Source organism: Rhodococcus sp. 14C212, assembly GCF_011058195.1.
Classification (GTDB): domain Bacteria; phylum Actinomycetota; class Actinomycetes; order Mycobacteriales; family Mycobacteriaceae; genus Rhodococcus; species Rhodococcus aetherivorans.
Window position 1 is genome coordinate 1 of the sequence record NZ_JAALEH010000054.1, and the last position, 26,799, is coordinate 26,799.

A 26,799-nucleotide genomic window follows, 5' to 3' on the forward strand; every position below is an offset into this window, starting at 1 on the left:
TTGCATGTGTTAAGCACGCCGCCAGCGTTCGTCCTGAGCCAGGATCAAACTCTCCGTTGAAGACTCACAATCACACCCCGAAGGGCCGATCAGTCATAGACATCGAGCCAAATCACCAGCAAAAAAAACTCAAACTAGCACAACACTGACCACCACAGACGGAAGAATGCGGCAGCCAGCAACGATCATCTCGCGACGCCTCATCGGCTTGACACCATGGTCGGCGTCTGATCTGATCGCACCAAACAAAATATTTGGCACTGACATTCATCGGCACACTGTTGAGTTCTCAAAGAACACGCGCACACCAGCGCTCCGCACTTTCAGTGCTTCACTCCGGGGCAACCGTTCCAACCTAACATCGGGGGCTTTCGGAATCAAAATCCGCAGCCGATCCGATCTCAGGAGCGATTGGAAACCCTACCAGAAGGCTTTCAATCGGGCTATTCAGGCGCCTGCGTCCAACCTCGTTGTCCCGAGCCCCTGCGGGCCGGGTCGGTGTCCGTGTCGCTCTGACCTGGAATAAGTTACGTGATCATCCGACCCACGCCAAATCGCCAGGTCAGGACGGCTGTTTGCCCGCGAGGACGGCTGTTTCCGCGACGCGGAACCATCGCCTGTGCTGCTGCGTCTCACTGTGCGAGGCGTCCGCCTCGTGACAGTCCCCGCGCGGACCGTTGCCGGTGCTCGCGTTGCGTGGGCACCGTCGTTGCCGTTCCGCCTCGCGCGTCCCCGATCACGTCAGGCATAGGAGACCCATGAGTGGCTTTCCCACGGAGATCGTCGAACCGGCCCGGGTGGACGGGCCCGACGCGGGGTCCGCCGCGGCAGCGACGTGCGCGGCGGCCTGCGACGACTTCCTCGCCGCACTCGACGAGCTCCTCCTCGGGATCGGCGAACGTGAGTCCGGCGACTGTGCGTGGGACGTCGCACCGAGCGTGGCCCGCCGGATCGAGGCCGTGGTCCGGATGAGGGCCATGTTCGAGTCGATCGTGTCCCCCGAGGCCCACGTCTCGCTCTTTCGGCGGACGTGATCATTGCATCTCGCGTCGCGGCACGGGCCGCCCGAATTCTCGAGTAACGTGCTCCGTGAGCAAAGCGAGAAAGGGTGCCGTGACGTCGACCGGGAACATGGTGGGTTTGTTCGCCGGTATCGGCGGACTCGAGCGCGGTCTGGCCGAGCACGGCTGGCGCACCGAACTGCTCTGCGAGATCGACGCCGGAGCCCAGGCCGTGCTCCGCGCCCGCTTCGCCGACGTACCTCTGCACACCGACGTCACCCGCCTCCGTTCCCTGCCTCAGGCAACCGAGATCGTCACCGCGGGCTTTCCGTGCCAGGACCTGTCGCAGGCCGGCCGGACCGCCGGAATCACCGGCTCCCGGTCGGGCCTCGTCGACGAGGTGTTCCGGTTGGTGCGACGCAAGCAGGGCCCGCGATGGCTGCTCATCGAGAACGTCCCCTTCATGCTGCAACTCGGACGCGGCGCCGCGATGCGTCACATCACCGATGCGCTCGAGGATCTCGGGTACGCGTGGGCGTACCGGGTCGTCGATGCCCGCGCCTTCGGACTCCCGCAGCGGCGGCAGCGGGTGCTCATGCTCGCCTCGCGCACCGACGACCCCCGGACGGTGTTGTTCGGCGAGGACGCCGGTGCCCCCGCGGAAGGCGACCCCGGCACCCACCCGTGCGGGTTCTACTGGACCGAAGGCGTGCGCGGTCTCGGCTGGGCCGTCAACGCCGTGCCCACCCTCAAGGGCGGCTCTACGGTGGGCATCGCGAGTCCGCCGGCGGTCCGGCTGCCGTCCGGGGAGATCGTCACTCCCGGTCTGATCGACGCCGAGCGGCTGCAAGGCTTCGACCCCGACTGGACCGCACCCGCCGTCCAGGCGCCCGGTGTGCGGACCGGGCATCGGTGGCGGCTCGTCGGCAACGCCGTGAGTGTGCGCATGGCCGCATGGGTCGGTGGACGGCTCGGCCGGCCGATCGACTACTCCCCCGACCACGAGACACCGCTGCGGCCCGGCGACCCCTGGCCGAGTGCCGCCTGGGGGGCTCGGCGGCGGGCTTTCCGCGTGCACGAGTCGCACTGGCCGGTGCAGGAACCGTACGAGGATCTCGCCGGATTCCTGGAGGACGCGCGCCTGCTGTCGGCGCGGGCCACCGCCGGATTCCTGCGGCGGGCCCGGTCCGGGAACCTGAGATTCGTGCCCGGCTTCCTCGACGACGTCGAATCCCACCTGGACCGCATGGGCGGGTTCCCCGAGGCCGCGGCCTGAGGACGGAGCCGACGGCCGTGCCCTCCACCGATCCGCAGACCAGCGCCCGGATGAGCCGGCAGCGACGCAGGGACACCGTCCCTGAGGTTGCCCTGCGCCGGGAGTTGCATCGTCGCGGGGTGCGCTACTTCGTCGATCGTGCTCCTCTGCCGGGGATCCGTCGTCGCGCCGACCTGGTGTTCCCGCGTCGCCGCGTTGCGGTGTATGTCGACGGGTGCTTCTGGCATCGTTGCCCGCAGCACGCCACCGATCCGAAGAACAACGCCGAGTGGTGGGCTGCCAAGCTCGCCGGGAACGTGGCCCGGGACCGGGACACCGACGCGGCGCTCGCCGCGGCCGGGTGGACGGCGGTGCGAATCTGGGAGCACGAGGACCCGGTGGAGGCCGCGGATCGGGTGCAGGCCGCATTGTTCGCGGCGGGACCGGGTACTGCCGATTCCTGACCGGCGAAGGAGGAAGCGGTGCAACCGGCAATCGCGCTCGTTCTCGGAGCGGTCATCGGGGTCCTGCTCGGCCTCCTCGGTGGCGGTGGATCCATCCTGGCGGTCCCAGCCTTGGTGTACGGCCTCGGACTCGACTTCCGCCAGGCCATCCCGATCTCGCTGATCGTCGTCGGGGCCGCGGCCCTGTCCGGGGCGATCCCCAAGGTTCGGGCCGGGCAGGTCGACTGGCGGCTGGCCGGGGTGTTCGCCGCGGCCGGCATCCCCGCGACGTTCGCCGGCACGGCTGTGGGCAAGTTGCTGCCGCAACCGGTGCTGCTGGTGGGCTTCGCCGTCGTGATGGTGGTCGCGGGGGTCCGGATGCTGCGCGAGAACGACGACGCCGGAACCGCGTGCAAGACCGGCGACTCCGGCATCGACTGGAAGCGATGCGCGCCGAGGTCGATCCCGGCCGGCCTGGGGGTGGGCTTCCTGACCGGCCTGTTCGGCGTAGGCGGCGGCTTCCTGATCATCCCCGCGCTGGTGATTCTCCTCGGGTTGGCGATGGACGTCGCCGTAGGGACCTCTCTCATCGTCATCGTCGCCAACTCGGCGGCCGGGCTGATCGCGCATCTCGGAGACGCCGACATCGACTGGTCGATCACGGCGGCGTTCGCCGGGGCCGCGGTCGTCACGTCGCTTGTCGCCGGTCACCTCGGCACGCGCATGGAAACCGACCGGCTACGGCGGTGGTTCGCCTATCTCGTCTTCGTCGTGGCCGCATACGTGCTGGTAGACACCCTGATCCTGCGCTGAGCCGAAAACTCTCCCGCACTGCACGCATTCTTCGTACACCCCGGGGTATCCGCAGGCATAGTGAGAAGCACCGTGGGAAGGCATCAACATGGACGTATCGATCATCGAAACCTCGAGCCTGGGCGATCGCAGCTATCTCGTCATCGAGGCGGACGTCGCCGTCGTCGTGGATCCACAGCGGGACATCGATCGAGTGCTCGCGCTCGCGAACGACCGCGGAGCGCGCATCACCCATGTCCTGGAGACCCACATCCACAACGACTACGTCACCGGTGGACTGGAACTGTCCCGCGCCGTCGAGGCCGAGTACATCGTTCCGGCCGGCGACGACGTGGATTACGAGCGACGTGCCGTCCACGACGGCGACCTGATCGACGCCGGCCCCATCCGGCTTCGGGTGATGCACACCCCCGGGCACACCCACCACCACGTCAGCTATGTGCTGCTCGACGAGACCGGCGGCACGCACGGGATCTTCACCGGCGGGTCGATGCTGTACGGCTCGACCGGTCGCACCGATCTCGTCGGCCCGCAGTACACCGAGGAGCTGACCCACGCACAGTTCCACTCCGTGCGACGGATCGCCGACGAAGTGCCGGCCGACACCCCGGTGTATCCCACCCACGGCTTCGGCAGCTTCTGCTCGGCGACCCCCACCAGCGGCGACTCGTCCACCGTGGGGCAGCAACGCGACGTCAACCCGGCGCTGACCCGCGACGAGCAGGCCTACGTCGACGAGCTCATCGCCGGACTCAATACCTACCCCGCGTACTACGCCCACATGGGCGTGATCAACAAGGCGGGTCCGTCGCCGCTCGACCTGTCTCTGCCGGAGCCGGTCGACCCGGCCGAGCTGCGCCGGCGCATCGACGCCGGGGAGTGGGTCGTCGATCTGCGGGAGCGCACCGCCTTCGCCGCGGGACACCTGGGCGGCACACTCGGCTTCGAGCTGTCCACCTCCTTCGTCACCTACCTGGGGTGGCTCTACAAGTGGGGTGCGCCACTGACCCTCATCGGCGAGAGCGACGAGCAGATCGCCGAAGCCAAGCGCGAACTGGTCCGCATCGGCGTCGACGAACTCGCCGGAGCGGCCGTCGGCGAGATCCACACCCTCGTCAACGGACACGAACTTCGGTCGTACCGCGTCTCGGACTTCGCGGAGCTGACCCGGGAGATCGACAACGAGCAGGTCCGGGTCCTCGACGTGCGCCAGAAGGACGAGCACGAGGACGGCCACGTGCGCGGCGCAGTCAACATCCCGCTGCACGACCTCGCCGATCGGCTCGACGAGGTGCCCCGCGGGGAGGTGTGGGTGCACTGCGGCTCCGGCTACCGGGCATCCGTCGCCGCGTCCATGATCGACCGGATCGACCGGACCGTCGTCCTCGTCAACGACGACTTCGAGAAGGCGTACGACCACGGCCTGATCGGCACGTAGCGGTCCACCCTCATCGTCGGGGCCGGGGGCCACAACGACGAGAGAGCCCCTCACCACAAGGGGTGAGGGGCTCGCCGTTGTGCGCCCGAAGGGATTCGAACCCCTAACCTTCTGATCCGTAGTCAGATGCTCTATCCGTTGAGCTACGGGCGCAGTGCTTGTATGCAGTTGTTCTTCTTGTTCAGTTGTTTCTCGTATTCAGTTGTCGCCGGCGACGCTGCACCGACGTGGCGGAGGCGAGAGGATTTGAACCTCCGGTCCCCCGTAAAGGGGACAACTCATTAGCAGTGAGTCCCATTCGGCCGCTCTGGCACGCCTCCCTGGGGGGTTTCGATTCTCTCGAACCGCCGGGACGAAAGATTACACACGTTCGGACGACAAACGCAAAACGGCTGGTCAGCGTAGGTGCGAGTCGAACCAGTCGAAGATCCGGCGTCGTGCGTCGATGATCGCCGCCTCGGCCAGGTCGGTGTCCGGATCGGCGGTGTCGTCCTCGACCGGCGGCTCGTCGGGACGGTGCGCCAGGCCGGGGTAACCGATGACCAGGGTCGGTGCGTCGGCCTGTCCGGCAGCCTCGCGCAGCTGCTCGACGTCGCCGGTGGGGGTGGTCGGGTCGTCCTCGCCGTACAGACCGAGCCACGGCGCCTGCAGGCCGCGCACGGCCTCGACGAGCGCGGGGACGTCGGGCCGCAACGGCTGCACGATGCCGTGCGCCGCGACGGTGACCGCGGCACCCACCCGCCGATTTGCGGCGACGATGAGCGCCGCCGTGCCGGCGTCGTCGAACCCGATCACGCCGACCGCGTCCGGGTAGACCCCACTGCGTACCAGCCAGTCCATCGCGGCATCGACGTCGTCGAACAGGTTCTGCCCGAACACCTCGTCGTCCTCGGTGAACTCGCGGTGGAACAGATTCGGAGCCACGACGAGCCAGCTCTCGGCAGCCAGAACCTCCATGAACGCCAGCAGGGCCGGCGGAAACACACGGGATTCGTGCAGCACGACGATGCCTCCGCGGATGGCACCCTCCGGCCGAAACACGGTCAGCGGTACCTGCCCCGACCCGTCCGGCAACCGGGCCGCGGCAGTGTGGATTCCCGACATACCGTCCACGATGACACGACCCACCACGACCGTGCACGCAATCGCCGGGCGCATAATCGGCTGGTGACCCCACGGACCCGCCCCGACCTCACCTCGATCCCGTCCTACGTGCCCGGCCGCAGTTTCCCGGGTGCGATCAAGCTCGCCAGCAACGAGACCACCGTCGGTCCCCTGCCCAGCGTGCGCGACGCGATCGCGGAGGCGGCGTACACGGTCCACCGGTATCCGGACAACATGGCGGCCGTGCTCATCGGCGCGCTGGCCAGGCGACTGGGGGTGGCACCGGAGAACATCGCCGTGGGCAATGGCTCGGTGAGCCTGTGCCAGGAACTGGTGCTCTCGGCCTGCAACGACGGCGACGAGGTCGTGTTCTCCTGGCGTTCGTTCGAGGCATACCCGGTGGTGACGGCGGTGGCCGGCGCGAAGTCGGTGCCGGTGCCCAACACCCCGGAGCACGGCCACGACCTCGACGCAATGCTCGCCGCGATCACCGACCGCACCCGGGTGGTGTTCGTGTGCAACCCCAACAATCCGACCGGTGCGCTGCTGGGCAGGGCGGAGCTGGAACGGTTCATCGACGCGGTGCCGCCGCAGGTGCTCGTCGCGCTCGACGAGGCGTACTTCGAATACGCCCGCCCGAAGCCCGGCGAGGAGCAGGCGGACGGGATCGCGCTCGCCGCCGGCCGGCCGAACGTCGTGGTGCTGCGTACCTTCTCGAAGGCCTACGGCCTGGCCGGCCTGCGGGTCGGCTATCTCGTCGGCGACCCGTCGGTGATCAAGGTCCTGAACAAGGTGCACACCCCGTTCAGCGTCAGCTCGCTCGCACAGCAGGCGGCCATCGCGTCCCTGGCGGCGGCAGACGAACTGCTGGAGCGCACCGACAGCGTGCTCGCCGAGCGCGACCGGGTGCGGACGGCGCTCGTGGACGCCGGCTATCCCGTGCCGGAGAGCTACGCCAATTTCGTCTGGCTGCCGCTCGGTGACCGGTCGGCGGCGTTCTCCGAGGCGTGCGCGGATGCCGGCGTGGTGGTGCGCCCGTACGCGGACGACGGGGTGCGGGTGACCATCGGCGATCCGCACGAGAACGACGCGTTCCTGGCATTTGCGACCGGCAAGGGCGTCGAGATCGCGGAAATCTCGAAGCCCTGACCTGCGCAGGAACGCCCACGAGACCCAACCGTTATCGCCGGGTGGCGATTGCGTGACCATCCGTTGGCACACTCGTCCGGTCGGCTACGGAAGTGGAGTGTGCGGATGGGTTCAGGCGTGACACGCCGGCGGACCCTGTCCGCGGCCCTGCTGACCGGCGTCCTGTGGGCTTCGCTCGCCGTGGCCCCGGCGACGGCGATACCCGCGGACGCCCTGCCGCTGCGGCTCATCGCCTTCCGCGACCTGCACGGCAGTCTCCTCCCGCCCCAGAGCCCCCGCAGCGAGGTCGTCCGCTCCGACGGCGCATCCGTTCCGGCGGGCGGCGCCGCGTACCTCGCCGCCTACGTCCGGCAGTTGCGCTCGCAGGCGGACAACTCGGTGCTCTACTCCGTCGGCGACACCTGGGGCTCGTCCCCGATCGAGTCGGCGATGTTCCACGACGAACCCACCGTCGACCTGCTCAACGGCCTCGACGTGACCGCGGCTGCCCTCGGCAACCACGAGTTCGACAACGGCTACGCCGAGTTGCAGCGCCTGCGCGACGGCGGCTGCCACCCGGAGGGCTGCCGGTACGACGAGGAGTACGCCGGAGCCGCCTTCCCACTGATCGCGGCGAACGTCGCCGACGGCGACGGCAGCCCGGCGGCCCTGCCGTTCACCGTGGACTACGTCGACGGTGTGCCGGTCGGCGTCATCGGTATCGCCCCCCACGACACGCCGCAGGTGGTGCGCGGCGACGACATCGCCGGCCTGCAGTTCACCGACGAGATCACGGCCGTCGACCGCACCGCCGACGCGCTCGATGCCCTCGGCGTCCGCTCGATCGTCCTGCTCTACAAGGGCGCGTTGACGCCGCCCGCCGGGACCGACCCGTGCGACGCCACCGCCGGGCCCGCTCGCGGCCTCGCCACCCGGGTGTCGCCGAAGGTGGATGTCATCGTCACCGCGGACGGCGACGACAGCTTCAACTGCAGCTACCCCGACCCGGCGGGCAACCCCCGGACCGTGCTGCAGGGCGCCTCGCACGGGCGCATCATCTCGGTCGCGGACCTGACGATCGACCGGGAGAGCCGCGACGTGCTGCGCGACCGCACCCACGCGTTCAATCAGATCGTCACGCACGACATCGCCCCCGACCCGCGCACGCAGCAGTTCGTGGACCGGGCCGTCGACAAGTCGCGCGACGTCGCCGAACGCGTCGTCGGCCGCATCGCCGCCGACCTGACCCGCGACACCGCGGCCAGCGGCGAGTCGGCCCTCGGCAACCTCGTCGCGGACGCGCAGCTGGCGGCCGCCGAGCCCGCCGGGGCGCAGCTCGCGCTCACGAATCCCGGTGGAGTGCGCGCCGACCTGCTGCATTCCGGTGACGGCGTCGTCACCTTCGGCGACGCCTACGCGGCCCAGCCGTTCGGGAACCGGTTGCAGGTGCTCGAGCTCACCGGTGCGGAACTGGTCGGGATCCTCGAGCAGCAGTTCCAGCAGGACGGAACCGGCGCGAGCCGCGAGCGGATCCTCGCGCCGTCCCACACCCTCCGCTACGTCCTCGACCGGGCCGCGGCGCCCGGCAGCCGGATCCGGGACGTCACGATCGCCGATCGGCCGCTCGATGCGGCCGCGGCCTACCGGGTGGTCGTCAACGGGTTCCTCGCCGAGGGCGGCGACGGATTCACCGGGTTCACACAGGCGCGACGGGCGACCGGGGCGGGCGCCGAGCTCGACGCCCTGAACGACTACCTGGCGCAGCACGCGCCCGTCGCTCCGCCGGCCACCGACCGCATCGCGCTGCCCTGACGGAACCGCTCAGCCGAGTCCGAGGGCGCGCTCGAGAACCGCTCAGCCGAGTCCGAGGGCGCGCTCGAGGGTCGGCCAGGCGGTGCGCAGGTCGCCCTGCCAGTAGGGCCACGAATGCGTGCCGTACGGACGGTAGACGATGGTGGCGGGAATTCTCAGCTCCCGCAGCCGCCGGTCGAAGCCGATCGTGCACACGAAGGCGCCGACCTCGAGCGGTCCGCCCACGTCGAGAGCCTCCGCGTCGGGGCCGACGTCGTACGGGCCGGGCAGGCCGTTGCCGGTGCTGATGAAGATCTCCTTGCCGCGCAGCCGCTCGGCCAGGGCGTACGGGTCGTGTGCCGCCCACGCCGGATCCCCCGGTGCACCCCACATGTTGTCCGGATTGCCGCCCTTGTAGGCGACGGTCCCGCGCACCGCGTCCTGCGCGGACGCCTTCGACGTGTCCAGGCAACCGCTCAGCGCGGCCAGGCCCCGGTACAGGTCCGGATTCCGGGCGATCAGGCTCGCCGCCCCCGTCGCGCCCATCGAGAGTCCACCGATGGCGTTCACGCCGTTGCCCGCGAAGCGGGCGTCGATCAGCGGCGGTAGTTCCTTCGTCAGGAAGGTCTCCCACGCGTTCACGCCCAGAACGGGGTCCGGCGCGAGCCAGTCCGTGTAGTAGCTGGCGGTACCGCCGATCGGCAGCACCACGTTCACGTTCTTGTCGGCGACGAAGTCGACGATGTCCGTGCGCTGCGTCCACGTGCTCTCGCGGTAGTCCGACTCGGCGCCGGCGCTGACGCCGTCGAGCAGGTAGAGGGACGGGCGCGACCCGTCCCCGGCGGGGTGCAGGACCTGCACCTGGACGACCCGCTGCATCGACGGCGAGTACACGAACACCGCCGAGCGTCGAGCGGTGAGGGACTCCACCCGATCCACCCGCGCGGATGCCGTCGGCTCGGCGGACACGACGGACGTCACGGACAGTGGCAAAACGAACGCCGCGACGAGCGTCGCGACCACAGCTCTGAGCATCAACTTCCTTCGTCCCCCGACTTCGGAAAATCAGATTCCACAGTACGGACCGGGGCGGGTCAAGAAAGTGGGGGCTCGTCACCAACGCGGATCGCCGCCCTTGGTGACGGTGGGGCACCGCGTCGCCGGTTACGGCTGTGGGTTCGGTTCCGGCGGGGTCCACGCCCGGTCCGTCGGCAGGTAGGACCGGAACATCAGCACGAACTCTCCCGGCGGCGCCGGCAGCCAGTTCGAGCCGCCCGACGCCGGCGGCCGGGACGAGACCCACACGTCGAGCGCACCGTCGGGACCACGGACCAGTCCGGGCGTCCGGTCGCCGACGGCGTAGCGGTCGACAGGGTTGGCAACGAGGAACATGTCGGGGCCGTACACGGTGACGGACCAGAAGCCGCGGTCGTCGACCGGCGGCAGCCCCTCGGGCGGGAAGCGCAGAAGGTAACCGGTCTCGCCCCGCAGCGCCGATCCGTCCGCCGCGGTGCGCGCCACGTGGTACGTCGATTCCTCCGGCACGTTCGCGCCGAGCCCGATCGTCGCGACCACCGCGCGCTGCAGGTAATCGGTGCCGTACCGGCCCGCGATCGCCAGCGAGCGCCACACATCACCGGTCTGCTCACCCGAGTCGACGAGGTCCCGGATGCGTCGCTCGCCGCGGATCACTCCGGTGGCGAGTGCGGCGACGGTGTCCGCCGGTCCGGCACTCGGCCGAGCACCGGGCCCGACCCCGAGGCCGGCGAGTTCGTCGAGCAACGGTCCGTCGGCGGGCGGTGGTGGGTTCGCGGCCAGGATCGCCGACAGCTCGTCGAAGAACTGTGGCCCCGACGCCGCGAGCGCCTGCGGGTCGGGGTTGCTGCCGCACGCGATCGGCGGCAGCGGTGGCGGTGCATCGGCGACGGGGGCGGTCAGCACGGTGAGCGAGTACTGCCGCTGCACGGCCCGGGCGGACTCGAGGTCGGTCTCCGCCTCGACGAGGGTCCGGCCGATCATCCAGGCGTCCCACGTGGGGGACTCGATCACGGCCGCGTCCGCCGGCAGCGGACCGTCCCATCCCGGCGGGACGACGACGTGGGCGCCTGCGGCCGATCCCGTCGCCCGGGTGCCGACGTTGGCGAAGACGTCGGTATAGATGTCGAGAAATTGGAAGTCGAAGTACCGATCCCCCGCTTCCGGCTGCGTGAGCAGCACCGGTCCTTCCCGAAGATCCAGCCACGCAATCGAATACAGCGTGTCGACGTTGGGGGCGACGACGACGCGCGAGGTGGGATCGGCCGTCGCGGACTGGTGGTGCAGCCGGTTCACCGGTAGCAGGCAGAGCATGTTCGCCCGGGTCCGCGCGAGCGTCACGGGCGCATAGCCGTAGACGTAGCCGTCGGTGGCCACGTCGACCGCCGTCCGCTCCGGTTCCGCCGCGGGGTGCGGCGCAGCGCAGGCGGTCAGCAGGCCCACCGCGAGCGCCGCCGCCGCCCGAGCTACTGTGCCGGCCATTCCGTCAGTGTAGGAGGCGAGAACACGTTCCTGGAGCGACACTCCCCGTCGGGTCCGCGCGCTCCGGTGCCACGTGCGCGCGTCCGACGACGAAGCCCGTCACCTGCACACACGCTGCAGGTGACGGACTTCTCCTTCCGGCGGAAGCGGAGGGATTTGAACCCCCGGTCGCTCTCACGACGCTCGCTTTCAAGGCGAGTGCATTCGGCCGCTCTGCCACGCTTCCGTGGCAAATCCTAACCACACCGGTCGTCGACGGCCGCCTCCACCTTGGTGAAGATCTCGGAGAGGGTCCGGATCTGCGTCCTCGTGAGCAGGTCGACGAGGTTGCGGCGCACGCCGGCGACGTGCGTGGGCGCGGCCTCGGCGAGCCGGCGGCGGCCCTCGTCGGTGAGGGTGGCGAGGACGCCGCGGCCGTCCTCGAGGCAGGAACTGCGCACCACCATCGACGCGACCTCCATGCGGCGGATCTGGTGGGTGAGGCGACTGCGGGACGACAGCACCCCGTCGGCGAGGTCGCTCATGCGCAGCGCCCCGTCGGGGGCCTCGGAGAGCAGCACCAGGATCCGGTACTCGGCGAGGGACAGGCCGTGCGCCTCCTGCAGGTCGCGATTGAGTCGATCCATGAGCCGGTGATTGCCGTCGATGTAGGCCCGCCATGCCCGCTGCTCGTCCGTGTCGAGCCAGCGCGGATCGGGACGGTCGGCATGCAGTTCGGCTGTCACGCGGGCAGTGTAGAGGCAGGCCGCCGCCTGTGTTACTCGCCGGTCAGTTCGCTGCGTGTCGCCCCTGCGTCGGCGTGTCGCGATAGCGTCGAACCCATGCGCGCAATCACGATCACCGAACCCGGCGGCCCCGAGGTCATGCAGTGGGCCGAACAGCCCGACCCCACCCCCGGTCCCGGACAGGTACTGATCGACGTGGCCGCGACGGCCGTAAACCGTGCCGATCTGCTGCAGCGCCGCGGCCTGTACCCGCCGCCGCCCGGGTCGAGCGACGTCCTGGGTCTCGAATGCTCGGGGGTGATCGCCGAACTCGGTGAGGGCGTGAGCGGCTGGTCGATCGGCGACCGGGTGTGCGCGCTGCTGACCGGCGGCGGCTACGCCGAGCAGGTCGTCGTCCCCGCCGCACAGGTCCTGCCCGTGCCGGAGGGCGTGGATCTCGCGGTGGCGGCGTCGCTGCCCGAGGTGGCGTGCACCGTGTGGTCGAACGTGGTGATGGCGGCGGGCCTGCGCCGCGGTGAGGTGCTGCTCGTGCACGGCGGTGGTGGCGGCATCGGCACCCACGCCATCCAGGTCGGCAAGGCGCTGGGCGCGAAGGTCGCGGTGACCGCGTCGGCCGGCAAGCTCGACTACTGCCGCGAGCTCGGCGCCGACCTCGCGATCGACTACCGCTCGCAGGACTTCGTCGCCGAGGTCCGAGGCCGGTTCGGCGGCGCCGACGTGGTGCTCGACAACATGGGCGCGGCCTACCTGTCCCGCAACGTCGACGTGCTCTCCCCCGACGGCCGGCTCGTGGTGATCGGCATGCAGGGCGGCGCGAAGGGCGAGCTCAACCTCGGCAAGCTGCTCGCCAAGCGCGGGCACGTCCTCGCCACGGGCCTGCGCGGGCGGCCGGAGACCGGCCGTTCCGGCAAGAGCACGATCGTCGCGGAGGTTCGCGAGCACGTGTGGCCGATGATCGCCGAGGCCCAGGTCCGGCCCGTCGTACACGCAGAGGTGCCGATCACCGAGGCCGCGCGGGCCCACGAAATGCTGGACTCCCCCGACACCGTCGGCAAGGTCGTGCTGCGGATCGATCGGCACTAGGCCGGTCTGCCCGGTCAGGAGGCGGTGAGGTTGCGCAGCTCACGCACCAGCTGGTCGAGCTCGTAGCGGGTGGTGTACGGGGCCAGGCCGATGGTGACCGCGCCACCCTCGTCGCTGACGCCGAGCGAGTCGAGCAGGCGGCTCGTGCCGCGGCTGACCGCGACGCTCGCGATGCGACGGTCGGCGAGATGCGCGGCGACCTTCTCGGCGGGCACCCCCGCGACCGTGAAGCTCAGTGTCGGCACGCGGCTCGACGCGCGGCCGATCACCATCACGTCGGGCAGGTTGTCGAGCAGGCGCATCAGCCGCTCGAACAGCTGGTCCTGGTAGCCCTGCAGCGAACTGATCGACGTTTCGAGACGCTCGCGGCGCGTGCCGGTCGCCTCGTCGTCGAGGGCCGCGAGGAAATCCACGGACGTGACGAGCCCGGCGAGCATCGCGAACTGATGGCCGCCGACTTCGAGCCGCTCGGGGCCACGCGCGTGCGGATCCAGGGAGACCGCCGGGATCCGGTCGAGTTGCGCCGGGTCGCGGAACACCAGGGCGCCGACCTGCGGTCCCCCCCACGCGGACGCGTTGACCGCGAGCACATCGGCGCCGAGTTCGTGGATGTCGACGTGCGCGTAGGGCGCGGCCCCGGCCGCGTCGACCACCATGAGCCCGCCGACCTCGTGGACCCGGTCGGCGGCGACGCGCACGTCCGGCGCGGAACCTACGAGCGACGACGCGGCGGTCAGCGCGACGAGCCGCGTGGTGGGAGTGATCAGTTCCTCGAACTGCCAGCTCGGCAGCTCGCACGTCTCGATCTCGACCTCGGCCCACCGGACCTGGGCGCCGTAGCGGCTCGCGACGCGCAGCCACGGCGCCACGTTCGCCTCGTCGTCCAGCCGGGACAGCACGAGCCCGGTGCCGAGCCCGAGCCGGGAACTGAGGGACTCCGCCAGCCAGGCCAGCAGGACCGCTCGATCCGGTCCGAGCACCACACCCGCCGGGTCACCGCCGACGAGATCGGCGACGGCGACGCGCGCCGCCTGCAGCAGCGACGCGCTCCGACGGTTGGAGGTGTGCCGGCCCGTCGGGGACGCCGCGGCGTTGCGGAATGCCGTCGACACCGCGCGGGAGACCGCGTCGGGAATCTGCATTCCGGCCTGTGGGTCGAGATGGATCCAACCGTCGCCGAGCGAGGGAATCAACCCCCGGATCCGGGCAACGTCGTAAGCCATGCGTGACACTCTAAATCCCGGTGTCAATCGTGTGTCGCCCACGTCGGTCCCGAACGCCCTCCGAAGGTGCACGTACAGAGCGCAATGTCGGGTGAAACCTCCCGTATGGGGAACCTGACTCGGCACCGGCACCGGCGAGAGGACAAGATGGAACCATGACGCATTCGGAGAATGAGCACGTCCTCGTGATCGGACCCGACGGCAATCCCGTCCCGGTCCAGCGCGACGATACCGCCTCCGGTGAACCGCGGGAGTCCGCCGCCGAGCCCCAGGAGAAGCCGGACGACGCCGAGTCGCTCGCCGACATGGTCGAGCAGCCGGCGAAGGTCATGCGGATCGGCACCATGATCAAGCAGCTGCTCGAGGAGGTCCGCGCCGCGCCGCTCGACGATGCGAGCCGTGCCCGTCTGCGCGAGATCCACCAGTCCTCCATCCAGGAGCTCGGCGAGGGCCTCGCCCCGGAACTGCGCGAGGAACTCCAACGGCTCGCGTTGCCCTTCGGGCAGGACGAGGTGCCGTCCGACGCGGAGCTGCGGATCGCGCACGCCCAGCTCGTCGGTTGGCTCGAGGGCCTGTTCCACGGCATCCAGACGGCACTGTTCGCGCAGCAGATGGCGGCACGGGCGCAGCTCGAGCAGATGCGTCAGGGCGCGCTGCCGCCGGGCATGCTGGGGAGCGGACCGCGCCCCGACGAGCGGCACGGCCCGGGACCGGGTGCCCCGGGTACCGGTCAGTACCTGTAGCGACGGCCCGACCACGATCCCCGGTAGGCTCGGACCTCGTGTCAGCTTCTGCCCTCGATCCCGAGCCCACCGCCGCGGACTCTCCGGTGGTGTCGGATTCGCAGACCTTCCGGCGCGGCCTGAAGGATCTGCGCGACGGCTTCGCCCAGCGCGAGCTGTGGCTCAGCCTGGCCTGGCAGGACATCAAGCAGCGCTACCGGCGCTCGGTGATCGGTCCGTTCTGGATCACCATCGCCACCGGCGTCCAGGCCACCGCCATCGGCATCCTGTACGCCGCGCTGCTGGACATTCCGCTCGACGAGTTCCTGCCGTATGTGACGGTCGGACTGATCGTCTGGAACATGATCAGCGCCTCCATCCTGGAGGGCTCGGAGGTGTTCATCGCCAACGAGGGCCTGATCAAGCAGTTGCCGTCGGCGCTGAGCGTGCACATCTACCGGCTCGTGTGGCGGCAGTTGCTGTTCTTCGCCCACAACCTCGTGATCTACGTGATCATGATCTTCGCCTTCGGGGTGTGGCGAGACCTGACCTGGACGTCCCTCGCGGCGATCCCGGCGCTGGGACTGATCGTGCTCAACGCCGTCTGGGTGGCGATCGTGTTCGGCATCTTCGCGACCCGCTACCGCGACATCGCCCCGATCCTGTCGAGCCTCACGCTGCTGCTGTTCGTCCTCACCCCGATCATGTGGACGACGGAGAGCCTCGAGGCGCAGGGCGGGCAGGCCGCCCAGCGCGTCAAGCTGGCCGAGATCAACCCGCTGTTCCACTACCTCGACATCATCCGGGCGCCGATGATCGGCCAGGATCAGCAGGCCTACCACTGGTACATCGTGCTGGCGATCACCGTGGTCGGCTGGGGACTGGCGCTGCTGGCGCTGCGTAAGTACCGGGCCCGCGTGCCCTACTGGGTCTAAGGGGCCGTCATCATGACCGAACATGTGAGCATCGAGACGCGCGGCGCGTGCGTCGACTTCCCGATCTTCGACGCGAAGACCCGGTCGCTGAAGAAGGCGTTCCTCGGCAAGGCCGGCGGTTCGATCGGCCGCAACAACTCCGACGTGGTGGTGGTGGAGGCGCTGCGCGACATCACCATGTCGCTGAAAGAGGGCGACCGCATCGGCCTCGTCGGCCACAACGGCGCCGGCAAGTCCACGCTCCTGCGGCTGCTGGCGGGAATCTACGAGCCCACGCGCGGCAGCGCCCGGATCCGGGGCCGCGTCGCGCCGGTGTTCGACCTCGGCGTGGGCATGGACCCGGAGATCTCCGGCTACGAGAACATCATCATCCGCGGGTTGTTCCTCGGTCAGACCCGCAAGCAGATGCTCGCCAAGATGGACGAGATCGCCGAGTTCACCGAGCTCGGCGAGTACCTGAACATGCCGCTGCGCACGTATTCGACCGGCATGCGGGTCCGCGTCGCGATGGGCGTGGTCACCAGCATCGACCCCGAGATCCTGCTGCTCGACGAGGGCATCGGCGCGGTGGACGCCGAGTTCATGAAGAAGGCGCGGGTGCGCCTGCAGAAGCTCGTGGAACGCTCCGGCATCCTCGTCTTCGCCAGTCACTCCAACGAGTTCCTCGCGCAGCTGTGCGACCGCGCGCTGTGGATCGACCACGGGCAGATCCGCATGGATGGTGGCATCGAGGAGGTCGTGCGCGCCTACGAGGGCGACGACGCGGCCGACCATGTGCACCACGTCATCGCCGAGCTGGAACGCGAGCAGAAGCTGCCGCAGGAGCGCTCGGCGTGAGCGAACGCATCGTCGGGGTGGTGGTCACCCACCGGCGGCGCGAGCAGCTGGCGCAGTCACTGAAGGTCCTGAGCGCCCAGACCCGGCCGCTCGACCACCTGGTGGTCGTCGACAACGCCGACGAGGAGGCGGTGCGCGACCTCGTCGAATCGTGCCCCCTGCCCACCAGCTACCTCGGGTCCAAGCACAACCTCGGCGGCGCCGGCGGCTTCGCCCTCGGCATGCTGTACGCGCTGTCGCTCGGCGCGGACCGGGTGTGGCTCGCCGACGACGACGGCCGCCCGGAGGGCCCCGATGTCCTCGCGACGTTGCTCGAGTGCGCGCAGCGGCACGGCCTGGCGGAGGTGTCGCCGGTGGTGTGCGACATCGACGACCCCGACCGCCTCGCGTTCCCGTTGCGCCGGGGTGTGGCGTGGCGTCGTCACCGCAGCGAACTCGGCGACGTCGAGAGCGACGATCTGTTGCCGGGCATTGCGTCGCTGTTCAACGGCGCCCTGTTCACCGCCGCCGCGATCGACGCGGTGGGCGTGCCGGACCTGCGGCTGTTCGTGCGCGGCGACGAGGTGGAGGTGCACCGTCGCCTGGTCCGCTCGGGCCTGCCGTTCGGCACCTGCCTGCGCACCGCATATCTGCACCCCAACGGCGCCGACGAGTTCAAGCCGATCCTCGGCGGCCGGATGCACACCCAGTACCCGGACAACGACACGAAGCGGTTCTTCACCTACCGCAACCGCGGCTACCTGCTCTCGCAGCCCGGCCTGCGCCGGTTGCTGCCGCAGGAATGGATGCGGTTCGGCTGGTACTTCCTCGTCACCCGCCGGGACCCTGCCGCGCTACGCGAATGGGTGCGGCTGCGCAAGCTGGGCCGGCAGGAACGGTTCGAGCGGCCCGCCTGATCCGACGCGCGTGGGGGCCGAATGTCACATTGCGTCGATGGAACCGACGCAATGTGACATTCGGCCGGTGGGAGGGCGCGATTGCGCCCGGTTCTCGCGCTGTCTAGGTTCGGGGCTAGGTCTCGACGGGCACGGGAGGGCGCGATGCTGGGGCGTTGGCGGGCGACGACCCGGGGCAAGCTGCAGCGTGCCGTCGCCGAGGTCGTCGACCTCTCGGCGCGACGCACCCGCGAGCTGCAGGAGAACCACCACGACCGGATACTCGCCGAGCTGACCGCGACCACCGCGGAGCTGCGGCAGGTGCTGACCGAGCTCGCGCAGACCCGATCCGAGGTGGGCCTGCTGCGGGAACGCGTCGCCGATCTCGAACACCGGCAGCGACGCGACCTGCGCTATGCGATGGACCGCGCCGCGACCGACACCGCCGCGGCGTTCGCGGTCGCGCACATCCCCACCGCCACCGTCCTCGACACGCCCCACGACACGTTGCGGTTCGCACTGGACCGCGTGTCCCGGCCCGGACTGGCACTCGAGTTCGGGGTCGCGTCGGGCACCACGTTGCGGATCGTCGCCGACGCGTTGGGCGCGGACCACCCGGTGTTCGGTTTCGACGTCTTCACCGGACTACCGGAGGCATGGCGCAGCGGGTTCCCCGCCGGGGAATTCGCGCAGGACGCCCCGCCCGTCGTGCCCGGCGCCGAGCTGGTGCCCGGTCTGTTCGCCGACACCCTTCCCCGCTTCCTCGCCGCACACCCCGGCGACGTCGCGTTCGTCCACCTCGACGCCGACCTCTACTCGTCCACGACGACGGTGCTCGACCTGCTCGAGGACCGCCTGGTGCCCGGCACCGTGCTGGTGTTCGACGAGTTCTTCAACTATCCCGGCTGGCAGCGGCACGAGTACCGGGCGTGGACCGAGTTCGTCGCGCGCACCGGAACGGCGTTCGAGTACCTCGCCTACACGGCCGACAACGAGCAGGTCGTCGTGCAGCTGCGGTGAACGTCACCGCACGAACCGGATCACCTGGCTGACGTTGAACTGCCGGCGCTCGTCGATCCGGAAACCGGCATGCACGAGCCCGGCGTACTCCGGGGTCGACTCGAACCGGTGCGGTGGAAGCGTCCACCACTGATTCGACGTGTGGTAGACCCGCTGCTCGGTCGTCCGCTCGGCGTCCGCGAAGAACCACACCACCTCGCACGTGGGCAACTGCCCCGCGACAGCCTGGAACGAGAGATTCTCGTCCCACAGCCAGCCCTCGGCGGCCGCGGTCCGTCCGAGCCCCAGGTCGCGGGTCCCCGCGAACGTGTCCGGGCGCGCGGTCTGCACCAGCCGCTGCGATGCCGGGTTCCATGCGGCGCCGCCGAACAGCACACAGTCGCCCGGCGCCAGCCGGCCGGTGACGTCGCGGTTGACCGTGCTGAAGTCCATGCCGCTGGGGTCGGACCACGGCGCGCGCTGCGCGACGAACGACGGCACGGTCAGCAGCATCAGCGCACCGGTGACACCGACCGTCACCCACGTCCGCACGGCCACGGCCGCGACGGCGGCCGCACCGACGAGGGCCACCGCCGGCGTCGTGAACGTCAGATACCGGTCCAGGTAGACCGGGGACGCGACGAGCGAGTACGCCACGAGCATCGCCATCGGCACGACGATCCACGGAACGGCCACCGCGAGAACACCGTGCCGCTGCGCCCGCATGCGTCGCCGCACAGACGCGACGAGCCCCCCGACGACCAGGACCGTGAATGCCGCCGCGAACCAGGGGGCGCCCACGAACCACTGGTACTCCCACACGATCCGCGGCAGGTTCCGGTCGAGTGGCGGAATCCACGTGGTCTGCCCCGCCTGGGCGAACGCCTCCAGCACGAGCGGGCCGGCCGCCGCCGACCCCGCCACGACCGCCGCCGGCCACGCGAGCCCGCGGCGCCGCAGGTCGCCCCGCAACGCCAAGGTGATCAGGTGAGCCGGTACCAGCGCGACCGTGTACAGGAACAGCACCACCGACAGTGCGAGCACAGCGGCGTACGCAAGCCACCATCGGGCCCGGCCCGACTCGCACGCCACGAGCAGCAGCACGGTCAGCCAGACGGCGGCGGCCGCGGACGGGGCATAGCTGCGGGCCTCGACCGCAGCCCACGTCACGCGCGGCAGCAGCAGGAAGACCACACCCGCGAGCACGCCCAGCCGGCGGTCGGCGAGTTTGCAGCCCAGCACGACCACACCCCCGGCCGCGGCGCCCACCGCCAGGACGCTCGGCAGCCGCGCCGAGAATTCCGAAGCCCCGAAGACGGCGAACCAGTACCGCATCGCCACGTAGTAGAGGCCGTGGACGACGTCGACGTTGCCGAGCACCCGGTCCAGGTCGACGCGGGAGCGCTGCGCCACCGCGAGAGTGGCCAGCTCGTCGTACCAGAAGGAAGGCCGCCCGGTGCCCAACGCTGCGACGATCGAACCCAGCAGTGCGATGAGGACAGCATCCCGCGCGCACGCCGTGGTCCGATCGGCCATCGGCTACTTCCCGTACAGGCGGGCCCAGTTCTCCCGGCTGGTCAGCTGGGGCATGGCCTCCCGATACCGCAGGGACACCGCGGGGGTCTCCTGCTTCAAGGCCTGCAGCGCGCGCACCCCGCGCCGGAGCAGCGCGACGGCCCGCTCCTTGTCCCGCTTGCGCACGCGGACACCTTCCTGGGACGCGTCGGTGACCACGGCGTGCGAGAACAGCGAGACGTGCCACCAGTGCGCGTCCGACGACGGGATGGCGACGGGATGGGCCGGGAGGCGACCGCGCCACTGGTTGAGGATGCGCTTGGCGAGCACCGCCCACTCGAGGCTCTTGCGCGGGTGCGGGCCGGCCGGGGTGATGAACATGTCGGCCGGGCGCAGGCCCGGCACGTTGTTCGCGTTGTGGCGGATGGTCTCACCGTATTCCGCGCGCTCGCGCCGGATGGCGGCCGCGGCCTCCATGCCGCCGTCCTGCAGATACTCGGGTCCCCGCAGGAAGTCCTCGACGGCCTTGATCAGGGTGAAGGCCATCCCGTACTGCATCGAGACGAGGTACCTGAACAGGTCGGTCCGCAACTGCTTGGCGAGTGCCTTGCCGTCGAGTTCGGTGTGCAGGGCCGCGGTGATCATGGCGTTGCGGAGGTTGAAGTACCGGTGCCACTCGTCCCAGTCCTTCCACGCGAAATCCGCGTGCCACACCGCGGCACCGGGCAGCGTCACGGTCGCGACGCCGTTCGCCCGCGAGCGGTAGCCGTACTCGATGTCGTCCCACTGGAAGAACAGGGGCAGCGGGTAGCCGACCTTCTCCACGACCTCCGACGGGATCAGGCACGACCACCACCCGTTGTAGCCGGCGTCGACCCGGATGTCCTGCTGCTTCTTCAGCGTGCTCTTGTCCGCGAGCGCGTTCTTCACCTCCAGCCCGGCCTGGAGCCGCTGCAGGTCTGCAACCTCGGCCCCGACGTGGACCCGGTCGGGATGCAGCAGGTACAGCATCTGCGCGCCGACGATCGCGGGCTCGACGGTGCAGTTCGCGAACATGTTGAGCCGGACCACCGCCTCCGGTTCGCACAGGACGTCGTCGTCCATGAACACGATGTTGGCTCCGGGGTTCCGCGCGGCCCCGGCGACCTCGTACAGGCCGCGGGTAAATCCGCCGGCACCGCCCAGGTTGGGCTGCGTGATGTAGACGAGCTTGTCGCCGAGTTCGGTGGCGACGCGCTGGAACTCCTGCCGGGTCTCCACCCGGTCGTTGCCCTGATCGATCACGTACACCGACTGCACGTCGGCCAGCGCGATCGGGTCGTCCGCCATGGCGGCCAGCGTCGCCGCGCAGTCGTCGGCGCGGTTGAAGGTGCAAATGACGACGGCGGCCGGCCGCAGGGACTTCGGTGCCGGCACCGTCCACCGGGCGTTCTCGACGGTCAGTTCACCGGAGCCGGTGGAGATCCGTGCGAACAGGGCACCGCCGTCGACGAACCGGTCGACCGGGGTGGACACCGTCACCGTCGCGGGCGCGCCGTTCGACGACACGGCGGTCGTGGCGACGATCCGTCGCCGGCCCCGGGCGTCGGTGGCGACCAGTTCGATGCGGCCGTCCCCGTCGACCTCGGCGACGAACTCGACCTCGGTGACGGCGGTCCAGCGCTGCCAGTAGCTGGCGGGGAATCTGCCGAAGTAGGTGTCCGTTTCGACACGGCTCCGGCGGCCGAGGCGCACCCGGGTCCGCTCACGGTCGACGGTCCCCTTGACGGTGCCGTACATGTCGTCGCTGACCAGCGGAGACGGTCCCGCGAACAGCACTCGCTGAGCGGTCGGACGGGTCGCGGGCCGCCCCGTGACGGACGAACCGTCGGCCGCGGTGCCGACCCCTCCCGTCGGTTCGATCGCAGCGAATTCGGCCTTGTCCATCCGTCGAAACACCTTTCGGAACCTTGCTGCCCCCCAGGACACAACTCGTCCCAGGCTACCAACGGACCGGGGACCGGCCGACGTGCCCGCGGCTCCACCCCCGCGCCCGGCCGGTCGCCGCCCGGTGCACCCCCGTTATCCTTGGCCTCTGGCCAACCTCGTCCCTGGCCTCTGGCCAGCCTCGTCCCCGACCTCTGGCCAGCCCCGTCCCCGACCTCTGGAGCACATGTGACCTCCGCCGTCGTGCCCGCGGTGACGACGCGGCGGCAGCGCCGGACGTGGGGTGCCGCAGTGGCAGCGATGGTGACGGCCACCTACCTGGTGATCCTCGCGGCCGACGATCGCTGGTTCTACACCGACGACACGGAATCGGGGGCGGTACCGAACTGGATCTTCCTCGGCCGGATCCTGCGGACCGGACAGCTGCCGAGCCTCGTGCCGGAACAGTGGATGGCCGGGAACTACCCGGTCGAGGGGCAGGGCGGCCTCTGGAATCCGCCGCAGCTGCTCGTCAACCTGATCGCGCCGTCCGTCGACAACATGGTGCTGCTCTCGACGGGCGTGAAGTGGGCGTTCTCCGTCGTCCTCGCGCTGGGCGTGTACCGGATCTGCCTGGAGTACGGCGCTCGCGCGACGTGGGCCGCGGTGGCCGGCGCCGCCGTCCCGTTCACCGGGTTTGCGCTCTTCTACGACCAGGCGACCTGGGTCACAGCCCTCACCGGCTCGGCGTGGGTGGCCCAGGCATGGGCCAGTTCGCTCCGCTACCTGCGCGGACGCTCCGGCCCCCTGCCGGCGTTCGTGTTCCTGTACCTCGCCGTCAGTGTCGGCTACGTCTTTCCCGCGCTCGTCGCCGGGATCCTCACGGGCTGCCTCATGATCGGCGAACGGATCCATCGGCACTCGTGGCGGCCCTCGCTGCGGCTGGCGGTGGTCGCGATCTGCGCCGCCGCGGGCGGGTTGATCACCTACCTGCCCGGGGCGCTGTCCAGCTCCGTCACCTGGCGCTCCGACCAGGGCTTCCAGAACGACAACTTCCTCGCGGCACCCTGGTCGGACACCCTCAACTCCGGCATCCCCTCCGCGCTGCCGGGCATCGAAGCCTGGTTCGGGGAGGTGCAGCCGTTCCCCGTCACCTACATCGCCTGGTTCGCCGTCCCGGCGCTCGCCTTCGTGGACTGGAAGACCGTGCACCGGTCCGTGCGCAGCCTCGCCGGCGCGCTGATCTTCCTCGTCGCCATGCTGATGGCGACGGCGGGCCCCAGCGTGATGGGGCCGTTGCGCTGGCCGGCGCGGCTGCTGCCGATGTTCGCTCTCGCGACACTCGTGGTGGTGTGCGTGCTGATCAGCCGCCACGGCACGCTCCGCAGGATGCGGGTCCGGGCGGGCGCGGCGGCCACGCTCGTGCTGCTGATGACCCTGCGTTCCGGGTCCTCGTCCCCCGAATTCATGAACCGTCACCTGCTGTGGGCGGCCGCCGCGCTCCTCGTCGGGGCCGTCGTCCTGTGGGTCGCACTCCGCGCCGGTGAGCGGGCGGTGGCGGCGATCCTGTTGCTCTCGGCGCTGCCCGTCGTGTACTTCCAGGTGGCGTCGACGACACCGCACCCGCTCGCGTGGGATCTGCCGGCCCGGCAGTCGGTGGCGAAGGAGAACTTCCCGGACCGGCCGGGCACCACGCTGCAGCTCGCCGACCGCGAACTGGTGCTGCCGTGGACCGCGAATCCGCAGGGCGTCTACCGCTCCCTCGTGTTCGGCAATTTCGCCAAGTCCCTCGACGAGACGTACGTCAACGCCTACACCCCCATCGGGTTCGAGGAGTTCGCCTTCCACCTGTGCATGCGGCACGACGGCTCGAGCTGCGACGACGCGTTCGCCGCCGCGTTCGCCACCGAATTCAGCACCGACCGGACGTACGTGGACCTGATGCTCGTGGATCGGGTGGTGCTGCAGCGCCGGCAGTACCCGGACGCCGACTCGGAGCCGGCGCCGCCCGGCTGGCGGTGGGGGCAGTCGCCGCCCGGGTCCGCCGACGCCGTGGACGCGGTGATCCTCGAGCGGATCGACGGACCGATCAGCGGCCGGAACGGACGCGTCTCCTTCACCGAGGGAGCCACCGCGACCACGGTGGCCGAGGACTACGCGACGAGCCGGGTCCGCGTCGATTCGGTGGACGGCGGCCGCGTCGTCTTCGCACGTCTGAACTGGCCCGGCTACGCGATCACGCTGGACGGCCGGCCTCTGGAACCGCGCTCGGTGGACGAGATGTTCCTCGCGGTGGACGTCCCCGCCGGCACCGACGCCGGCGAGCTCGTCGTGCGCTGGACCCCGCCGGGCCAGGGAGCCGGGTTCGCCGCCCTGGGCCTCGGCCTCACGGGCGCCGCGGCCATGCAACTGCTGTACCTGAGAGACCGGCGGAAGGCGCGACGGGAACGTCCGGACGAGGCCGCGGCGCCCGTACCGGCGGCTACCGTGGGCTGAGCCGCGACCGGAACACGGTGTAGAAGATCCGCCGCTGAAGTGCGGCGAGTTCGGCGCGGCGGTTTCCCTGCCACACGTCGGCCGCCCGGAGCCCGCCGGGAAGTTGTTCTGCCACCCACCGGTGGTAGGCCTTCGCCTGCCGGGCCTGCTCGGCGACGAGGGCCACGCTCCACTGACCGGTACTGACCCGGAAACCGCCGACGACCTGCCGCAGCGCATACAGGTCGCCGTGGAACAGCACCTTCGTGTAGGAGACCATGTCGATCAGGTAGGGGAAACGACCATCCCACCCGCCGGCCCGCTCGAGGGCATCGCGTCGCATCGTCACGCACATCGGCTCACCGAACACGTTGGTGCCCAGCCGCACGGTGCGCCGGATCGCCTCCTCGCCCGGCACCAGGCCCGACAGTCCCTGGAGGCCGCGTCCGCCGATCATCTTCGTGCCTCGCGCGTCGAGAACGTCCCGCCGTGACGCCACCGCCACCGCCGACGGGTGCGCGTCCAGGGCCGCCACCTGGGCCGACAGGGCACCCGGATACAGCAGGTCGTCGCCGCACACCAGCTTGACGTACTCGCCCGTGGCCTCGGCCGTCACGCGCTGCCAGTTCCGGGGCGCACCACCGCCCGCCGGAGTCGTCAACAGGGTCACGCGCCGGTCGCCGGCGTACCGGCCGAGCAGGTCCGCGGTGCCGTCGGCCGAACTGTGATCGGCGATGATCAGCTCGAAATCCTCGAAGTCCTGCCCGAGCACGGACTCGACCGTCGCCTCGATGAACGGCGCATTGTTGTAGGCCGGAATCACCACCGACAGTTTCGGCCTCGTCACTGCTGCTCATCCCGTCCTCGAAAGCACGCCCGGCGCTCGTGGCGGGCCGACTGACGGCGCCACCGTACATCGGCACGGCCCGCACCCGAAAACAGCCCCATCCGGCGTATACACTCCCGACTTGTGAGCAGCGACGACCGGCCGGGGGTGGGCACGCCGCACCGCGTGTCGGTCGTCGTGCCCGTCTATCAGGGCGAACACACTCTGGGTGACCTGCTCGAGCAGATCGTTCCGTGGACCGAGGTCACCCTGACCCCCGGCGGCCGTCCCATGGTGGTCGAGGAGGTCCTGCTCGTCCACGACAACGGCCCCGACGACTCGGCCCGCGTCATCCGGGAGCTGGCCGCGAAGTACCCCTTCGTCGCCGGGGTGTGGCTCAGCCGGAACTTCGGCCAGCATCCGGCGACGCTCGCAGGCATGGCGTCGAGTGGCGGCGAATGGATCGTCACCCTCGACGAGGACGGTCAGCACGATCCCGCCGCCATCGGCGGCCTGCTCGACACCGCGCTCGACGAGGGCGCGACCGTCGTGTACGCGAAACCGACGAACGCGGCACCGCACGGCCTGCTGCGCAACGTGGCCTCCAAGGGATCCAAGTGGTTCCTGGCCCGGGTGCTGTCCGTGGCCGACAGCCCCGACTACCAGAGTTTCCGTCTGGTGCTGGGCGAGGTGGGACGTTCCCTCGCCGCGTATGCGGGTTCCGAGGTCTACCTCGACGTCGCGCTGGGGTGGATCGCGGGGAAGGTGAGCACGAGCCCGGTCGCGCTGCGGGAGGAGCAGGGACGTGCGTCCGGCTACCGGCTGCGCACTCTGCTGTCGCATTTCTGGCGGATGGTGCTGTCGAGCGGAACCAAGGGCCTGCGGATGGTGAGCCTGCTGGGCGTGGTCCTGGCCGTGGGCGGGATCCTGTGGGCGGTGTGGGTGCTGGTGTCCTACCTGTTCCTCGGCAACCGTTTCCCGGTGCAGGGCTGGGCCTCGACGACGGTCATCCTGCTGCTGGGATTCGGCGCCGTCCTGTTCTCCCTCGGAGTCATCGCCGAGTACGTGGGAGTGGCGGTGAAGACGGCGATGGGCAAACCGCCGTACCTGATCGTCAGCGATCCCGGCTCCGGTCCGCTGGCCCGCACCCAGCGGTATTCCGACCTCGAATCGTTCCGGAGGGGGTAGC

At 70.1% G+C, this 26,799-nt stretch carries 23 protein-coding genes, 3 tRNA genes and 1 rRNA gene; 15 read left to right on the forward strand and 12 right to left on the reverse strand.

The features are described from left to right. Positions 1-60 (reverse strand): 16S ribosomal RNA (locus G6038_RS20400); the annotation flags it as partial. A gap of 698 nt (positions 61-758) precedes the next feature. Between G6038_RS20400 and G6038_RS20405 the strand changes: the two genes are divergently transcribed. The 5 genes from G6038_RS20405 (at position 759) to G6038_RS20425 (ending at position 4,950) form a co-directional block, all read left to right on the forward strand. Beyond that, positions 759-1,034, forward strand: a complete 276-nt coding sequence (locus G6038_RS20405) for a hypothetical protein (RefSeq protein ID WP_165039604.1) — start codon at positions 759-761, stop codon at positions 1,032-1,034. Positions 1,035-1,131: 97 nt separating this feature from the next. Continuing rightward, a complete protein-coding gene (gene dcm / locus G6038_RS20410; RefSeq protein WP_165039632.1) occupies positions 1,132-2,277 on the forward strand; it encodes a DNA (cytosine-5-)-methyltransferase in 1,146 nt (381 codons plus the stop codon). Positions 2,278-2,294: 17 nt separating this feature from the next. Beyond that, a complete protein-coding gene (locus tag G6038_RS20415; protein ID WP_165039605.1) occupies positions 2,295-2,720 on the forward strand; it encodes a very short patch repair endonuclease in 426 nt (141 codons plus the stop codon). Positions 2,721-2,738: 18 nt separating this feature from the next. After that, positions 2,739-3,512, forward strand: coding sequence for a sulfite exporter TauE/SafE family protein (locus G6038_RS20420; RefSeq protein ID WP_165039606.1), 774 nt, complete (start codon positions 2,739-2,741; stop codon positions 3,510-3,512). An 88-nt stretch (positions 3,513-3,600) separates the two neighbouring features. Next, positions 3,601-4,950 (forward strand): MBL fold metallo-hydrolase, encoded by a 1,350-nt coding sequence (locus G6038_RS20425; protein WP_165039607.1) that lies wholly within the window; start codon positions 3,601-3,603, stop codon positions 4,948-4,950. 80 nt (positions 4,951-5,030) lie between these two features. Here G6038_RS20425 and G6038_RS20430 read toward each other — a convergent pair. The 3 genes from G6038_RS20430 to G6038_RS20440 form a co-directional block, all read right to left on the reverse strand. Then, positions 5,031-5,103: transfer RNA gene (locus G6038_RS20430), tRNA-Arg, on the reverse strand. Positions 5,104-5,178: 75 nt separating this feature from the next. After that, positions 5,179-5,270, reverse strand: a tRNA-Ser gene (locus G6038_RS20435). Positions 5,271-5,346: 76 nt separating this feature from the next. After that, a complete protein-coding gene (locus tag G6038_RS20440) occupies positions 5,347-6,054 on the reverse strand; it encodes a dienelactone hydrolase family protein (protein WP_240918613.1) in 708 nt (235 codons plus the stop codon). Positions 6,055-6,117: 63 nt separating this feature from the next. Between G6038_RS20440 and hisC the strand changes: the two genes are divergently transcribed. After that, positions 6,118-7,203, forward strand: coding sequence for a histidinol-phosphate transaminase (gene hisC / locus G6038_RS20445; protein ID WP_165039609.1), 1,086 nt, complete (start codon positions 6,118-6,120; stop codon positions 7,201-7,203). Positions 7,204-7,308: 105 nt separating this feature from the next. Continuing rightward, positions 7,309-8,994: a bifunctional UDP-sugar hydrolase/5'-nucleotidase gene (locus G6038_RS20450; protein ID WP_165039610.1), complete on the forward strand. Its 1,686-nt coding sequence runs from the start codon at positions 7,309-7,311 to the stop codon at positions 8,992-8,994. 42 nt (positions 8,995-9,036) lie between these two features. Here the strand turns inward: G6038_RS20450 and G6038_RS20455 are convergent, their stop codons facing one another. The 4 genes from G6038_RS20455 to G6038_RS20470 all read right to left on the reverse strand — a co-directional run bounded on the left by G6038_RS20455 (position 9,037) and on the right by G6038_RS20470 (position 12,215). Further along, positions 9,037-10,008 (reverse strand): alpha/beta hydrolase family protein, encoded by a 972-nt coding sequence (locus G6038_RS20455; protein ID WP_165039611.1) that lies wholly within the window; start codon positions 10,006-10,008, stop codon positions 9,037-9,039. A gap of 129 nt (positions 10,009-10,137) precedes the next feature. Beyond that, positions 10,138-11,490, reverse strand: a complete 1,353-nt coding sequence (locus tag G6038_RS20460) for a DUF1254 domain-containing protein (RefSeq protein ID WP_206025294.1) — start codon at positions 11,488-11,490, stop codon at positions 10,138-10,140. A 141-nt stretch (positions 11,491-11,631) separates the two neighbouring features. Next, positions 11,632-11,716: transfer RNA gene (locus tag G6038_RS20465), tRNA-Ser, on the reverse strand. 10 nt (positions 11,717-11,726) lie between these two features. Beyond that, complete coding sequence (locus G6038_RS20470) at positions 11,727-12,215, reverse strand: MarR family transcriptional regulator (protein WP_165039612.1); 489 nt, start codon at positions 12,213-12,215, stop codon at positions 11,727-11,729. Between the two features lie 96 nt (positions 12,216-12,311). Between G6038_RS20470 and G6038_RS20475 the strand changes: the two genes are divergently transcribed. Next, positions 12,312-13,298, forward strand: coding sequence for an NAD(P)H-quinone oxidoreductase (locus G6038_RS20475; RefSeq protein ID WP_165039613.1), 987 nt, complete (start codon positions 12,312-12,314; stop codon positions 13,296-13,298). Between the two features lie 14 nt (positions 13,299-13,312). On the opposite strand, the gene G6038_RS20480 is transcribed toward G6038_RS20475, so the two are convergent. Beyond that, positions 13,313-14,521: a cysteine desulfurase-like protein gene (locus G6038_RS20480; RefSeq protein WP_165039614.1), complete on the reverse strand. Its 1,209-nt coding sequence runs from the start codon at positions 14,519-14,521 to the stop codon at positions 13,313-13,315. 155 nt (positions 14,522-14,676) lie between these two features. Between G6038_RS20480 and G6038_RS20485 the strand changes: the two genes are divergently transcribed. The 5 genes from G6038_RS20485 (at position 14,677) to G6038_RS20505 (ending at position 18,910) form a co-directional block, all read left to right on the forward strand. Next, positions 14,677-15,264, forward strand: coding sequence for a bacterial proteasome activator family protein (locus G6038_RS20485; protein WP_165039615.1), 588 nt, complete (start codon positions 14,677-14,679; stop codon positions 15,262-15,264). A gap of 38 nt (positions 15,265-15,302) precedes the next feature. Continuing rightward, positions 15,303-16,178: an ABC transporter permease gene (locus tag G6038_RS20490; RefSeq protein WP_165039616.1), complete on the forward strand. Its 876-nt coding sequence runs from the start codon at positions 15,303-15,305 to the stop codon at positions 16,176-16,178. A 12-nt stretch (positions 16,179-16,190) separates the two neighbouring features. Then, on the forward strand, positions 16,191-17,015 hold the full coding sequence (locus tag G6038_RS20495) for an ABC transporter ATP-binding protein (RefSeq protein ID WP_165039617.1): 825 nt from the start codon (positions 16,191-16,193) through the stop codon (positions 17,013-17,015). Then, positions 17,012-17,911 (forward strand): glycosyltransferase family 2 protein, encoded by a 900-nt coding sequence (locus G6038_RS20500; RefSeq protein WP_165039618.1) that lies wholly within the window; start codon positions 17,012-17,014, stop codon positions 17,909-17,911. The genes G6038_RS20495 and G6038_RS20500 overlap by 4 nt, the downstream gene beginning before the upstream one ends. Positions 17,912-18,055: 144 nt before the next feature. Beyond that, on the forward strand, positions 18,056-18,910 hold the full coding sequence (locus G6038_RS20505; RefSeq protein WP_165039619.1) for a class I SAM-dependent methyltransferase: 855 nt from the start codon (positions 18,056-18,058) through the stop codon (positions 18,908-18,910). 3 nt (positions 18,911-18,913) lie between these two features. Here G6038_RS20505 and G6038_RS20510 read toward each other — a convergent pair whose 3' ends face one another. Continuing rightward, entirely contained in the window at positions 18,914-20,425 is a 1,512-nt protein-coding gene (locus G6038_RS20510; protein WP_165039620.1) for a glycosyltransferase family 39 protein, read from the reverse strand. Between the two features lie 3 nt (positions 20,426-20,428). After that, positions 20,429-22,330 carry a glycosyltransferase gene (locus G6038_RS20515; protein WP_165039621.1) on the reverse strand — a complete coding sequence of 634 codons (1,902 nt, stop codon included), beginning with the start codon at positions 22,328-22,330 and terminating at the stop codon, positions 20,429-20,431. Positions 22,331-22,558: 228 nt separating this feature from the next. On the opposite strand from G6038_RS20515, the gene G6038_RS20520 reads away from it, so the two are divergent. Beyond that, positions 22,559-24,805, forward strand: a complete 2,247-nt coding sequence (locus G6038_RS20520) for a hypothetical protein (RefSeq protein WP_165039622.1) — start codon at positions 22,559-22,561, stop codon at positions 24,803-24,805. On the opposite strand, the gene G6038_RS20525 is transcribed toward G6038_RS20520, so the two are convergent. Next, on the reverse strand, positions 24,792-25,631 hold the full coding sequence (locus G6038_RS20525) for a glycosyltransferase family 2 protein (RefSeq protein WP_165039623.1): 840 nt from the start codon (positions 25,629-25,631) through the stop codon (positions 24,792-24,794). The genes G6038_RS20520 and G6038_RS20525 overlap by 14 nt on opposite strands. A gap of 165 nt (positions 25,632-25,796) precedes the next feature. Here G6038_RS20525 and G6038_RS20530 point away from each other — a divergent pair, with 165 nt between their 5' ends. Continuing rightward, positions 25,797-26,798 (forward strand): glycosyltransferase, encoded by a 1,002-nt coding sequence (locus G6038_RS20530; RefSeq protein WP_165039634.1) that lies wholly within the window; start codon positions 25,797-25,799, stop codon positions 26,796-26,798. Position 26,799 lies beyond the last annotated feature (1 nt).